Source organism: Ruminococcus sp. AF17-12 (assembly GCF_003479245.1).
Taxonomy (GTDB): domain Bacteria; phylum Bacillota; class Clostridia; order Lachnospirales; family Lachnospiraceae; genus Blautia_A; species Blautia_A fusiformis.
In genome coordinates this window covers 228,876-242,138 of sequence record NZ_QUGY01000003.1, presented here as the reverse complement: position 1 = coordinate 242,138, position 13,263 = coordinate 228,876, and the positions used below count along the sequence as shown (strand labels likewise).

Sequence of the window (13,263 nt, the reverse complement as noted above, 5' to 3'; positions counted from 1 at the left end):
AAATGGCACTTAGAACAATCCGTGTACAGGGGGATTCTGTACTGACAAAAAAATCCCGGACAGTAGACAAAATGACACCGAGGATCGGGGAACTGATCACAGATATGCTGGATACCATGTATGATGCAATGGGTGTTGGCCTCGCTGCACCACAGGTAGGAATCCTGAAACGTATCGTTGTCATCGATGTAGGTGAGGGCCCGATCGTGCTGATCAATCCGGAGATCCTTGAGACAAGCGGCGAGCAGACCGGTGACGAGGGATGCCTGAGCGTTCCGGGAATGGCAGGACAGGTAACACGTCCGAACTATGTGAAGGTAAAAGCACTTGATGTAAATATGGATGAACAGATCTACGAGGGAGAGGGCCTTCTGGCAAGAGCGTTCTGTCATGAGATTGACCATCTGGATGGAAAAATGTATACAGAACTTGTGGAGGGAGAACTTCACAAGGTAACTTATGATGAAGAAGACTAAAGGCGGGATACTATGAAGATTATTTATATGGGAACTCCGGACTTTGCGGTGGCGCCTCTTGTAGCACTGGCAGAGAACGGATATGAAGTGGAGGCTGTGATCACACAGCCGGACAAACCGAAGGGCAGAGGCAAAACTATGATGCCTACTCCTGTAAAAGAAGAAGCACTGAAACACGGGATCCCGGTACTGCAGCCGGTGAAGGTAAGAGATCCTGAATTTGTGGAAGAACTGAAAAATCTTGCACCGGACATCATCATTGTTGCGGCATTCGGGCAGATCATTCCAAAGAGCATCCTGGATATGCCGAGATTCGGATGTATCAATATCCATGCGTCTCTGCTTCCTAAATATCGTGGAGCTGCACCGATCCAGCAGGCGGTGATCGACGGTGAAAAAGAATCCGGCGTTACCATTATGCAGATGGGAACCGGTCTGGATACCGGTGATATGATTTCCAGGATCGTGGTTCCGCTTGCCAAAGATGAGACAGGTGGAAGCTTGTTTGATAAGCTCGCACAGGCAGGTGCAGAGCTTCTGGTACAGACTTTACCGTCCATTTTTGACGGAACTGCAACCCGCGAGAAACAGCCGGAGGAGAGTCCAACACCATATGCTGCCATGATCTCCAAAAAAATGGGGCTTCTGGATTTCAGCAAAAATGCGGAAGAACTGGAGCGTCTGGTAAGAGGCCTTGATCCATGGCCAAGCGCTTTTACCTTTATCAATGGAAAAACATTGAAGGTCTGGAAGAGCTCTGTTCTGGAAAAACAGGCACAGGAAGCACCGGGAACTGTGATAGCCGCTGACAAAGGAGGAATCCAGGTAGCATGCGGCCAGAAGGTACTCGTGTTCCATGAAGTGCAGCTGGAAGGCAAAAAACGCATGGAAGCGGATGCGTTCCTTCGGGGATATCAGTTGAAACCAGGAGACATGTTCAGAGATTCCAGGGAGTGATGAGTTATGTACGGATATGGTTATTACGGATGGGGAATGGACCCCACGATTCTTTTACTTGTGATCGGAATGCTTCTTTCTCTTGCGGCATCCGCGAAGCTGCGCAGTACCTTTGCAGTCTATAAAAAGGTCCGGAGCCATTCAGGTATCACCGGTGCGGAAGCTGCACAGAGGATCCTGAGAGCGGCTGGGATCACAGACGTACAGGTGGTTCCAATCCGCGGAAGTCTTACGGATCACTATGATCCGAGAACGAAAACGGTTTCCCTTTCAGAAGATATTTATGGAAGAAATTCTCTGGCGGCTGTGGGGGTGGCAGCACATGAATGTGGCCATGCGATCCAGGATGCGATCAATTATGCACCACTCAATATCCGTTCAGCCATTGTACCTGCCGCAAATATTGGTTCCCAGCTTTCATGGCCGCTGTTTATCGCAGGGCTGATCTTTTCCATTGATCCGCTGGTAACTCTGGGAATTGTTTTGTTTTCACTGGCAGTACTGTTTCAGCTGGTGACACTTCCGGTTGAGATCAATGCGTCTTCCAGAGCGCTTAAAATGCTGGAAAGTACAGGTATCTTAGGTGCAGATGAAAAAAGGGGTGCAAGAAAAGTACTTACAGCGGCGGCGCTTACCTATGTGGCAGCTCTGGCGGCATCTATTCTGCAGCTTCTGAGACTGATTATCCTTGCAGGAGGTAGAGATCGTGATTAGCAGCGGAGTAAATACCAGAGAACTGATCCTTGAGATCCTGTTACAGATCGAGGAGGAGGGTGAGCACAGCCATATTGCGATTCGGAATGCGCTTTCCAAATATCAGTTTCTTCCGAAACAGGAACGTAGCTTTATTACAAGAGTATGTGAGGGAACCCTGGAATACAGGATCTATATTGATTATGTCATCGATTCTTTTTCCAAGGTTTCTGTAAACAAGATGAAACCGCAGATCCGCGAGATCCTGAGAAGTGCGGTATATCAGTTGAAATTTATGGACAGTGTTCCGGACAGTGCAGTATGCAATGAAGCGGTAAAGCTGGCACAGCGAAAAGGCTTTTATAATCTAAAGCCCTTTGTCAACGGGGTGCTCCGTACGATCGCAAGAGAGATCGGTGATCTGGAGCTTCCTTCCAGGGAAGAAAACGAAGTCCGTTATCTTTCCGTGAAATATTCCATGCCGGAATATCTGGTAGAAAAATGGAAAGCAGCCTACGGAGTGAAGACTACGGAGAGGATCCTGGAGGATTTTCTGACAGAAAGACCGATCACAGTACGGTGCCGTACTCATAAGGCGTCTCTGAGAGAAATCGTCACCAGTCTGAAGTCTCAGGGAGTGACAGTAGAACAGGCTCCTTATCTTCCCTATGCACTGAAGATTTCCGATTACAATCATATTCTGACACTAGAGACATTCCTTCAGGGAAAGATCCTGGTGCAGGATGTAAGCTCTATGCTTGTAGCGGAAGCTGCAAGTCCGAAAAAAGGCGACCATATCATCGACATGTGCGCTGCGCCAGGTGGAAAAAGCATCCATGCGGCAGACAAAATGGGGGATTACGGAAATGTGGATGCCAGAGATGTAAGTCAGTATAAGGCAGATCTTATCGAAGAAAACATCCACAGGACCGGAGTGATCAACGTGGAAGCCAGAGTTCAAGATGCAACGGTATATGATCCGGATTCCGAACAGGCTGCGGATATTGTGATCGCGGATGTACCGTGCTCCGGTTATGGTGTTATCGGCAAGAAACCGGAAATCAAATACCGGGCAACTCCGCAGAAACAGGAAGAGATCGTAATGCTCCAGAGAATGATCCTGGATAAGGCTGCAAAGTATGTGAAACCGGATGGAACGCTGATCTTCAGCACATGTACCATTGCCCGGGAAGAAAACGAAGAAAATGTATTATGGTTTTTAAAGAACTATCCGTACCGGCTGGAAAGCCTGGATCCGTATATTCCGGAGGAACTGCACTGTAAATCCACGAAGCTTGGCTATCTGCAGCTTCTGCCGGGAATACATAAGACGGATGGATTCTTTATTGCCAGATTCAGAAGGAAATAACAGAAAATGACAGATGTAAAATCCATGACCATGGAGGAATTGAAGGAATTCATGACAAAGATCGGTGAAAAGCCTTTCAGGGCGAAACAGATCTATGCATGGCTTCACCAGCAGCTGGTTACCTCCTGGGATGAAATGACAAATCTTTCCAAAAGCCTCAGGGAAAAGCTTTCGGCTTATCCGATCACAGCGCTGACCCAGGCAGATGTAAGGATCTCAAAAATTGACGGAACCAGAAAATATCTGTTCCGGCTGGAAGATGGAAATGTGATCGAGAGTGTTCTCATGCGGTATCATCACGGAAATTCTGTGTGCATTTCTTCTCAGGTGGGCTGCCGTATGGGATGCAGATTCTGTGCATCTACCATCGGAGGACTGACCAGATGCCTGAAACCGTCCGAGATGCTGGATCAGATTTACCGTATCCAGGCAGATACCGGTGAACGTGTGGCCAATGTAGTTGTGATGGGAACCGGTGAGCCGATGGATAATTATGACAATCTTGTCCGTTTTGTCCGGATCCTTACCGACGAAAACGGTCTTGGGATCAGTCAGAGAAATGTGACGGTTTCTACCTGTGGGATCGTGCCGAAGATGTATGATCTGGCTGAAGAAAAGCTTCAGATCACTCTGGCACTTTCCCTTCATGCTCCAAATGATGAAAAACGACAGGAACTGATGCCGATCGCGAATAAGTATTCCATGGATGAGGTTCTGGATGCCTGCAGAAATTATTTTGACAAAACAGGCCGAAGGATCACCTTTGAGTACAGTCTTGTAGCCGGCGTCAACGACAGTGAAGAAGATGCGAGACAGCTGGCAGGCCGTATAAAAGGCATCAATTGCCATGTAAATCTGATTCCGGTCAATCCCATCAAGGAACGCTCCTATGTGAGGTCTACTCGACAGGCTGTGGAGAATTTCAAAATAAAACTTGAAAAATACGGAATTAATGTTACTATTAGAAGGGAAATGGGCAGCGATATCGACGGTGCCTGTGGACAGCTAAGAAAAAGTTACATGGAAAAAACAGAAAGCGAGAAGTGACATGAGGATATACTCAGCTACTGATGTAGGGCAGAAGCGGAAGATGAATCAGGATTACGTGTTTGCATCTGAAGGTCCGGTTGGAAATCTGCCTAATCTTTTCACAGTCGCGGACGGAATGGGCGGACATAACGCCGGTGACTATGCATCCTCACATGCAGTACGGATCCTTGTGGATGAAATCCGTGAAGATGCGGATTACAATCCTGTGAAGGTTATTCGTCATGCGATCGAAGCTGCGAACACGGAGATCAGAAACCGTGCGCAGGAAGACGAAAACCTCCGGGGCATGGGAACCACTATGGTGGTGGCGACTATTGTAGATCAGTATGCCTATGTAGCCAATGTGGGTGACAGCCGTTTATATGTGATCCAGGACGGGATCCGCCAGGTCACCAGAGATCATTCCCTAGTACAGGAAATGGTGAGAATGGGCGAGATCAGCGAAGCGGAAGCACGGAATCATCCGGATAAGAACATCATTACAAGGGCACTTGGCGCGGAGAAAACGGTGGATGTGGATTTCTTTGATCTGAAACTTGAAAAAGGATGTACGATCCTGATGTGTTCAGACGGTCTCAGCAATATGGTTGAAGATGAGAAGATCCAGGAGATCATATCCGATCCGGAAGCAGATATTGATCAGAAGGGCAGTGCGCTCCTTCGGGAAGCAAATCAGAATGGTGGTAAGGATAATATTGCAGTCGTACTGGTAGAGCCATTCACGAATGAGGTGGAAGCATGTTGAAGACGGGAATGATCATAGCCGAGCGCTATGAGATCGTAGGAAAAATCGGAACTGGCGGAATGGCAGATGTCTATAAGGCTATGGACCATAAGCTGAACCGTTTTGTTGCCGTGAAGGTCCTGAAACCGGAGTTTCGGGAAGACACCACGTTTATAAAGAAATTCAGAAGTGAGGCCCAGGCGGCAGCTGGTCTTACACATCCGAATATCGTCAATGTATTTGACGTAGGAGATGACGGCGGTGTTTATTACATTGTTATGGAACTGATCGAGGGTATCACTCTGAAGGAATACATCTCCAAGAAGGGAAAGCTTTCCATTAAAGAGGCTACAAGTATCGCAATCCAGGTTTCTATGGGTCTGGAGGCGGCACACAGCCATGGTATCGTTCACAGAGATGTGAAACCCCAGAATATCATTATCTCCACAGATGGTAAAGTAAAGGTGACAGACTTTGGAATTGCCAGAGCTGCATCTTCCAATACGATCAGCTCCAATGTAATGGGATCTGTACATTACAGCTCACCTGAGCAGGTGAGAGGCGGATACAGCGATGAGAAGAGCGATATCTATTCTCTTGGAATCACACTGTATGAGATGGTTACAGGAAGAGTTCCTTTTGACGGAGATACCACTGTGGCGATCGCTATCAAGCATCTGCAGGAAGAGATGGTTCCGCCAAGTGTTTATACACCGGACCTTCCGTACAGTCTGGAGCAGATCATTCTGAAATGTACACAGAAAAGTGTAGATCGTCGTTACAGCCGTATGGAGGATGTGATCGCAGACCTGAAGCATTCTCTGATCGATCCCCAGGGTGATTTTGTAAAGCTTACTACAGTTGACAACGATGCCAAGACGGTTGTGATCTCAGAAGAAGAGCTTGGTGAGATCAAACATACACCGAAGCAGATCACAAAACCGGAGATCACCGCACTTGAGGAAGAAAAATACGACGATAACGATTACGATGATGCAGAGGAAGAATACAGACCGAGATCCGAGCATAGATCCGGAAAGAAAAAGAAGCATCATGGTTCCGGAAGAGGCCTGACGATTGCGGCACTGATCGGAGGTGCAGTCCTTCTGATCGTTCTTGTGGTAGTGCTTGGACGTGCCGCAGGACTGTTTGGAACCGGCAGCAGCGGAGCTGCAGACAGCAGCAAGGCAGAAGCGAAGCAGGAATCAGCAGCTGACGGTCTGGCAACTGTTCCTGATCTTGTAGGCAAGACAGAGGAAGAGGCTAAAACACTTGCAAACGATGCACATCTGGGTGTCCAGATGGCCGGTGAGGAGGCATCCGATCAGGAAAAAGGCAGGATCTCCCGTCAGGAGACAGCGGCGGGAACACAGGTTGAAGCCAATACAACTGTGAAATACTGGGTAAGCACCGGAACAGCACAGATTACGATCCCAGATCTGGATGGACGTACAGGAATCGATGCACAGCAGACTCTGGAAGATCTTGGACTTCAGGTAAATGTCCAGAAAGAATACAGCGACACAGATGACAACGGATATGCACTGGTAGATCCGGGATATGTTTACAATGTCGAGCCGGCAGCAGGTACTTCTGTGCAGGCAGGCTCTTCTGTAACACTGACAGTCAGTCGAGGGGTTGATTATGGCGATAATGCTGAGGTTCCGAGTGTTGTAGGAATGACCAAGGATGATGCGCTTACTACTTTAGGTAAATTTATTGATATCCAGATAACAGAACAGCAGAGTACAGAAGCTGCAGGTACAGTTATCGCACAGGATCCGGAAGCCTATGCGGCAGCAGACCCGGATCAGCCGATCAGCATTACTATCAGCTCCGGTGACAAGGCTCCATCCACAGACAGCGCAGCATCTGCAGATAGTACAGCATCTACAGACAGTACAGCATCCACAGACAGTACAGCATCTGCGGACAGCACAGTATCCACAACTACATCTACAGCAGATGTCAATGCAAACACAGGCTGGAAATGTACACAGACACTGGATACCCCGTCCGGCTACAAGGGAGGCGCAATCCGTCTGGAACTGATCCAGGACGTAAACGGTGAGCCTAAGGCATCCACTATCATTGATGGACAGAATATCAGCTTCCCGTATCAGCTTGATATCTCAGGTGCTGAGGGCGTTACCTCAGGAACTATCTATCTCTATGAAGAGAAGGACGGAGATTATCAGCAGCTTGGAACCTACACGGTTACATTCAAGAAAGCTGAGTGATCATGCAGGGAAAGATAATCAAAGGTATTGCCGGATTCTACTACGTATATGCAGAAGACGGCAATACATATGAATGCAGAGCCAAGGGAATTTTCCGTAAGGATAAATTCAAGCCTCTGGTAGGTGACAATGTGGACATTACAGTTCTGGATGAAAAGGAACTGGAGGGAAGTGTGACGGAGATCCACAAGCGGAAGAATTCTCTGATCCGTCCGGCTGTGGCCAATGTAGATCAGGCACTGGTGATCTTTGCCATGGATAATCCGAAGCCGAACTTCATGCTTTTGGATCGTTTCCTCATTATGATGGAGAGGGAAGGTGTTCCGGCAGTCATCTGTTTTAACAAAAAAGATCTGGCAACAACGGAAGAGCTGGAATTTCTCTATGAAACATACCAGAGCTGCGGCTATCAGGTGATCCTGTCAAGTGCCCTGAAGGGAGAAGGACTCGACGAGATCGAAGAAGTGCTTCAGGGCAGGACAACTGTGGTTGCCGGCCCATCCGGCGTGGGAAAATCTTCTCTTACAAATTCCCTTCAGGAAGAAGTGGAGATGGAAACCGGTGAGATCAGCCGTAAGCTGAAACGGGGAAAACATACCACGCGCCATGCACAGATCATACCGGTGGCACAGGATACATTCCTTGTGGATACGCCGGGATTTTCCTCCTTATATATTGAAAATATGGAGGAGCAGGAACTGAAGGATTACTTTCCGGAGTTCCGAAGATATGAAGGACAGTGCCGCTTTCAGGGGTGCCGTCACATACATGAACCGGGCTGCGCTGTTAAGGAAGCCCTTGAGAACAATGAGATCAGCAGACTCCGATATGAAGATTATCTGGAGCTGCACCAGGAATTAAAAGAGAAAAGGAGATACTGAGTCATGGAATACCGATTGTGCCCGTCGATCTTATCAGCAGATTTTAACAGACTGGGAGAACAGATCAAAATTCTGGAAAAGGAAGGCGTTGAATATCTGCATATTGATGTTATGGATGGAGATTTTGTTCCCAGCATTTCTTTTGGAATGCCGGTGATCAAATCGATCCGGAAAGAATCCAACATGTTTTTCGACGTACATTTGATGGTAACAGAACCGGAAAGATATATCCGCGATTTTGTAGAATGCGGAGCAGATTCCATTACTGTACATGCGGAGGCATGTGAGGATCTGGAGCGTACACTGGAGCAGATCAGGGCAGCAGGGGTAAAGGCGGCAGTTTCGATCAAGCCATCCACACCGGTAAATGACATCAGCCATCTTCTTGAAGATGTGGATATGGTGCTGATAATGACTGTTCAGCCAGGATTTGGCGGACAGAAATACATGGACGAATGCACGGAGAAGATTCAGGAGCTTCGTGAGCTTATTGATGAAGAAGAGCTGGATGTTGATATCCAGGTAGATGGTGGTATCAATGATGATACACTGGAGACGGTTATGCGTGCCGGTGCAAATCTCATGGTCGCAGGTTCCTGGGTATTTAAGGGCGATGTGGCAGCCAATGTAAGACACATTACAGAAAAAATCCACAATATCAAAAAAGAGCTGGACTGAAAATGATCGATACAATAATAATCAGCGGGGGCAATATCCAGAATGGTTTTGCCCTCGATTTTTTAAAAAAAAGAATAGAAGAAAACCGAGGAGAGAAAATCACTCTTGTTGCTGCAGATAAGGGGATGGAATGGTTCATGAAAAACCGGGAATTTATTCCGGATCTTGCAATTGGGGATTTTGACAGTCTTTCCGAAGAAGGCCAAAAATATATGGAAAGCCTGAAGGGACCGGAGATCATCAGGCTGAAGCCAGAGAAGGATGATTCGGATACACAGTCTGCGGTAAACCAGATGATCCGCAAGGGTGCAAAGGATATCCTGATCCTGGGAGCTACCGGCACAAGGCTGGATCATGTGCTGGCGAATCTGGGACTGCTTTCCATGGGTAAGGAACAGGGCGTTCGTGTTGCGATCGCAGATCAGTGGAATTATATCACACTTGCAGAAAGCGGAACCATACTGCACAGAGAGGAGCAGTTTGGAAAATATGTTTCATTCTTTACTGTGGGAGGTGATGTGACAGGCCTCACTCTGAGAGGATTTAAGTATCCGCTGAACGGATATCATCTGACAGTAGAAGACAGTGGCCTGACCGTCAGCAATGAGATTTCGGAAGAAACCGCAGAGATCCTGTATGAAAGCGGGCAGCTTCTGATGATCATGTCCAGGGACTGACAGTAACAATAAATGCCTCACAGTTGCGATTTCAGGCTGTGTATGGTAATATGGGACAGGGATGGCCTGAAAAACGGAAAGGCCTGTTTAAAGAGTATCTGAAAAATACTGTAAATAAATATATCGAAAGGACGTATATAGAGAGATGAAATTAGGAATCGTAGGTCTTCCTAACGTAGGAAAAAGTACATTATTCAATTCACTGACAAAAGCCGGAGCAGAATCCGCAAACTATCCGTTCTGTACTATCGACCCCAATGTGGGTGTTGTAACCGTTCCGGATGAGAGACTAAATCTTCTCGGAGATTTTTATAAATCAAAAAAAGTAACACCGGCAGTGATCGAATTCGTCGACATTGCAGGTCTTGTAAAAGGCGCATCTAAGGGAGAGGGACTTGGAAACCAGTTCCTTGCAAATATCCGTGAGGTAGATGCTATCGTTCACGTGGTACGCTGCTTTGAGGATTCCAATGTTGTTCATGTAGATGGAAGCATTGATCCGCTCCGCGATATCGAGACTATTAATCTGGAGCTTGTTTTCTCTGATCTTGAGATCCTCGAGAGAAGAATTGCCAAGGTTACCAAGACTGCACGTATGGATAAGGAAGCTGCCAAAGAGCTTACATTCCTTGAAAAAGTAAAGGCGCATCTGGAAGAGGGACAGCTTGCCATTACTCTGGAAACAGAGAACGAAGATGAGGATGCATGGCTTGCAACCTATAATCTTCTTACTGCAAAACCGGTGATCTATGCGGCTAACGTTGCAGAGGATGATATCGCAGATGATGGGGCGAACAATCAGTATGTACAGGCAGTACGTGAATACGCTGCCAAACAGAACAGCGAGGTATTTGTGATCTGTGCGCAGATCGAGGAGGAGATCTCCGAGCTGGATGAGGATGAGAGAAAGATGTTCCTTGAGGATCTGGGACTGACAGAATCCGGCCTGGAGAAGCTGGTGCGCGCAAGCTATCACCTTCTTGGCCTTATGAGCTTCCTGACAGCAGGAGAGGATGAGACAAGAGCATGGACTATCAAGATCGGAACCAAGGCACCGCAGGCAGCAGGTAAGATCCACACAGACTTTGAACGTGGATTTATCAAAGCAGAGGTTGTGAATTATCAGGATCTTCTGGATTGCGGTTCCTATGCAGGTGCCAGAGAGAAGGGCCTTGTACGTATGGAAGGAAAAGAGTACGTTGTACAGGACGGAGATGTGATCTTATTCAGATTTAACGTGTGATCACCAACGTCTGTGAAATACCGGCTGTAAGCTGAAAAATTATAACAGGTGATTTTATGGATATGTCAATTCGGTTTCCCGGATTAAATCTGGTTTTGGATCATGTGCCGAGATCCTTTGAGATCTTTGGCTTTGAGATCACGATCTATGGCGTACTGATCGCGATAGGAATGCTTCTGGGAATCTTTTTTGTGGTACTGGAAGCCAGAAGAAATCATGAAGATCCGGATGCATATCTGGATCTGGCCATCATAACGCTGCTTTCCGGTGTGGCAGGGGCAAGGCTGCTTTATGCGGCTTTTTCCTGGAGCCTTTATAAAAATGATCCGGGACAGCTTCTGAATATACGGTCCGGAGGACTTATGTTTTATGGCGGACTTCTGGGCGGTGTGCTGGGTGGTGCGGCCTACTGCAGGATCCGAAAGAAATCCTTCTGGCAGATGGCAGATCTTGCATGCATGGGACTTCTGATCGGGCAGATAATAGGAAAGTGGGGAAGCTTTTTTAACAGAGAATCTTTCGGGGAATATGCAGACAACATTTTTTCCATGCAGCTGCCGCTGACTGCGGTACGGGCAGGAGAGGTCACCACGGCTATGCGTGAAAAGCTTCAAACCGTGGACGGTGGTACCTGGATTTTGGTACAGCCCTTGTTTTTCTATGAAAGTCTCTGGTGTCTGCTTGTGCTTTTGGTGCTTATGATGCTGCTTCGCAAAAAAGTATTTCAGGGAGAGATCTTTCTGAGATATCTGGCAGGCTATGGTCTGGGAAGAGCAGTGCTCCAGTGGTTCCGCACAGATAAAATACTGTTTCCGGGAACCGGCGTGGATGTTTCACTGGTGATCTCGGTAATACTTTTTGTTCTTTGCACCGTGGTAGTTGCCGTGAAGCGCGTGATGTCCAGAAAGCGGGCAAAAGTACGGATGAGAAGGATCGAGAAAGATCAGCAGGCAGAGAAAGAAGCGGAACAGCAACGGGAAAATGTAGCAGAGAATCTGGAAACAGAGACTGTACAGGGAGAAAAAAATGGATCAGAACGAGATACAGAAGAAAGAGGAAGCTCTTCGGAAAGCGTCACTTTTGCAGCAGCTGCAGGAGGAACGGAAGAAGCTGGACAGCCAGATCAGGAGCAGGAGCGATCTTCTGAAGAATCTGGAGGCCAGCCAAAGAGTTGACCGTATTCTGGAATTATATTACGGAAACTGAGAGCAAACAGATATAGGATACAGATGCTTTTGTCTGATGGATCAGAATATAGGATAGGATACCGGCATTTGGCTGATAAGAGCAGCAGAAAACTGCCCTGCAGGAAAACGTCTTCTACGACGTTTCCGGCAGGGCAGTTTTTGTGCTGTGCAGTAGGAATATATCAGTACATCTTTCGGAAATCCAGAGGAGTTGTGCCTGTGACTTTACGGAACATGGCGATAAAGTGGCTGGCATCGGAAAATCCGGAAGCGCCGGCAACATCCTGGATCTTCATATCCGGTCTGGAAAGTAGAAGCTCACGTGCGCGGCTGATGCGGTACATGGTAACGTACTCGTAAACCGAGCAGCCCATAAAACGGCGGAACAGACGGGAAAGATACTGCGGAGAGACAAAAACGCTCCGGCTCAGCTGCGCTGCAGTGATATCCTGCTGATAACCGGTTTCGATTTCTTTTATTACCGGGATCACATATCTCTGGTAGAGAGGATTATCCTGTATCTTCGGAGAAGCTGCACAGTCTGTAAAATTCATAAGAAAATTATAGCAGTCGGAAGAAAGAGATTTCATATCCGGTGTGGGCTGATGATATTTACGCAAGGTAGAAGAAATCATTTTCCGGATACTGGCCCCTTGTTCCTTTTCGATAAGGATCACTTCCTGGTTGTCTGTCATGGAAGGAATGCTGCCTGCCAGTGTTCCTGTGAAGGTGGCAAACATCGTGGTCCAGGAAGTAGACTCCCTGTGATAGGAATGAGGGACACCGGGGGCGATGAGGATGCCCTCGTTGGCTCCGAGAGTATAAAATTTTCCACGGACTTCAATGCGTCCGGTACCCTTTTCAGTCTGGAGGTAATGATAATACGGATATCCGTCCGGACGGAAGATATTAACCTGATTCCAGTGGTTCCCAAGAGATTCAAACATGAAGGGAGCACTGACCGGAGTGTTTCTGAAATAGATCGACATGATATTCACCTGTTTCTAAATGTTATATATTTTGGCGAAACATATTATACCATAATCCGGTGGATTATACTATAATGATCATAGCATAAAAAACGAAGG

13 protein-coding genes are annotated in these 13,263 nt (G+C 47.3%); 12 read left to right on the top strand and 1 reads right to left on the bottom strand.

The window, feature by feature from the left end:
- Nucleotides 1–2: 2 nt before the first annotated feature.
- The 12 genes from def to lgt all read left to right on the top strand — a co-directional run bounded on the left by def (nucleotide 3) and on the right by lgt (nucleotide 12,163).
- Complete coding sequence (def, locus tag DWW77_RS04780; RefSeq protein ID WP_022426881.1) at nucleotides 3–476, top strand: peptide deformylase; 474 nt, start codon at nucleotides 3–5, stop codon at nucleotides 474–476.
- A 12-nt stretch (nucleotides 477–488) separates the two neighbouring features.
- Nucleotides 489–1,433 (top strand): methionyl-tRNA formyltransferase, encoded by a 945-nt coding sequence (fmt, locus tag DWW77_RS04775; protein ID WP_118608137.1) that lies wholly within the window; start codon nucleotides 489–491, stop codon nucleotides 1,431–1,433.
- Between the two features lie 6 nt (nucleotides 1,434–1,439).
- Complete coding sequence (locus DWW77_RS04770) at nucleotides 1,440–2,147, top strand: zinc metallopeptidase (protein WP_118608136.1); 708 nt, start codon at nucleotides 1,440–1,442, stop codon at nucleotides 2,145–2,147.
- The gene (gene rsmB / locus DWW77_RS04765; RefSeq protein ID WP_330575414.1) at nucleotides 2,140–3,495 is read left to right on the top strand and encodes a 16S rRNA (cytosine(967)-C(5))-methyltransferase RsmB; all 1,356 of its coding nucleotides are present in this window, start codon (nucleotides 2,140–2,142) and stop codon (nucleotides 3,493–3,495) included. The genes DWW77_RS04770 and rsmB overlap by 8 nt, the downstream gene beginning before the upstream one ends.
- 6 nt (nucleotides 3,496–3,501) lie before the next feature.
- Nucleotides 3,502–4,542, top strand: coding sequence for a dual-specificity RNA methyltransferase RlmN (rlmN, locus tag DWW77_RS04760; protein WP_118368809.1), 1,041 nt, complete (start codon nucleotides 3,502–3,504; stop codon nucleotides 4,540–4,542).
- Nucleotide 4,543: 1 nt separating this feature from the next.
- Complete coding sequence (locus DWW77_RS04755) at nucleotides 4,544–5,290, top strand: Stp1/IreP family PP2C-type Ser/Thr phosphatase (protein ID WP_021651617.1); 747 nt, start codon at nucleotides 4,544–4,546, stop codon at nucleotides 5,288–5,290.
- Nucleotides 5,284–7,509: a Stk1 family PASTA domain-containing Ser/Thr kinase gene (gene pknB, locus DWW77_RS04750; RefSeq protein ID WP_118608135.1), complete on the top strand. Its 2,226-nt coding sequence runs from the start codon at nucleotides 5,284–5,286 to the stop codon at nucleotides 7,507–7,509. The genes DWW77_RS04755 and pknB overlap by 7 nt, the downstream gene beginning before the upstream one ends.
- A gap of 2 nt (nucleotides 7,510–7,511) precedes the next feature.
- A complete protein-coding gene (rsgA, locus tag DWW77_RS04745) occupies nucleotides 7,512–8,390 on the top strand; it encodes a ribosome small subunit-dependent GTPase A (RefSeq protein ID WP_021651619.1) in 879 nt (292 codons plus the stop codon).
- Nucleotides 8,391–8,393: 3 nt separating this feature from the next.
- Nucleotides 8,394–9,068 (top strand): ribulose-phosphate 3-epimerase, encoded by a 675-nt coding sequence (gene rpe / locus DWW77_RS04740; protein ID WP_015526113.1) that lies wholly within the window; start codon nucleotides 8,394–8,396, stop codon nucleotides 9,066–9,068.
- 2 nt (nucleotides 9,069–9,070) lie between these two features.
- On the top strand, nucleotides 9,071–9,745 hold the full coding sequence (locus DWW77_RS04735; protein WP_182431189.1) for a thiamine diphosphokinase: 675 nt from the start codon (nucleotides 9,071–9,073) through the stop codon (nucleotides 9,743–9,745).
- A gap of 145 nt (nucleotides 9,746–9,890) precedes the next feature.
- On the top strand, nucleotides 9,891–10,988 hold the full coding sequence (gene ychF / locus DWW77_RS04730; protein ID WP_022426886.1) for a redox-regulated ATPase YchF: 1,098 nt from the start codon (nucleotides 9,891–9,893) through the stop codon (nucleotides 10,986–10,988).
- A 56-nt stretch (nucleotides 10,989–11,044) separates the two neighbouring features.
- Nucleotides 11,045–12,163 carry a prolipoprotein diacylglyceryl transferase gene (gene lgt / locus DWW77_RS04725; RefSeq protein ID WP_118608134.1) on the top strand — a complete coding sequence of 373 codons (1,119 nt, stop codon included), beginning with the start codon at nucleotides 11,045–11,047 and terminating at the stop codon, nucleotides 12,161–12,163.
- A 194-nt stretch (nucleotides 12,164–12,357) separates the two neighbouring features.
- Here lgt and DWW77_RS04720 read toward each other — a convergent pair whose 3' ends face one another.
- Entirely contained in the window at nucleotides 12,358–13,164 is an 807-nt protein-coding gene (locus DWW77_RS04720; RefSeq protein WP_015526109.1) for a helix-turn-helix domain-containing protein, read from the bottom strand.
- Nucleotides 13,165–13,263 lie beyond the last annotated feature (99 nt).

Excerpts from the sequence above, each read along its gene's own strand:
- def (WP_022426881.1), top strand. The coding sequence starts at position 3 with ATGGCACTTAGAACAATCCGTGTACAGGGGGATTCTGTACTGACAAAA.
- fmt (WP_118608137.1), top strand. The coding sequence starts at position 489 with ATGAAGATTATTTATATGGGAACTCCGGACTTTGCGGTGGCGCCTCTT.
- DWW77_RS04770 (WP_118608136.1), top strand. The coding sequence starts at position 1,440 with ATGTACGGATATGGTTATTACGGATGGGGAATGGACCCCACGATTCTT.
- rlmN (WP_118368809.1), top strand. The coding sequence starts at position 3,502 with ATGACAGATGTAAAATCCATGACCATGGAGGAATTGAAGGAATTCATG.
- DWW77_RS04755 (WP_021651617.1), top strand. The coding sequence starts at position 4,544 with ATGAGGATATACTCAGCTACTGATGTAGGGCAGAAGCGGAAGATGAAT.
- pknB (WP_118608135.1), top strand. The coding sequence starts at position 5,284 with ATGTTGAAGACGGGAATGATCATAGCCGAGCGCTATGAGATCGTAGGA.
- rsgA (WP_021651619.1), top strand. The coding sequence starts at position 7,512 with ATGCAGGGAAAGATAATCAAAGGTATTGCCGGATTCTACTACGTATAT.
- rpe (WP_015526113.1), top strand. The coding sequence starts at position 8,394 with ATGGAATACCGATTGTGCCCGTCGATCTTATCAGCAGATTTTAACAGA.
- DWW77_RS04735 (WP_182431189.1), top strand. The coding sequence starts at position 9,071 with ATGATCGATACAATAATAATCAGCGGGGGCAATATCCAGAATGGTTTT.
- ychF (WP_022426886.1), top strand. The coding sequence starts at position 9,891 with ATGAAATTAGGAATCGTAGGTCTTCCTAACGTAGGAAAAAGTACATTA.
- lgt (WP_118608134.1), top strand. The coding sequence starts at position 11,045 with ATGGATATGTCAATTCGGTTTCCCGGATTAAATCTGGTTTTGGATCAT.
- DWW77_RS04720 (WP_015526109.1), bottom strand. The coding sequence starts at position 13,164 with ATGTCGATCTATTTCAGAAACACTCCGGTCAGTGCTCCCTTCATGTTT.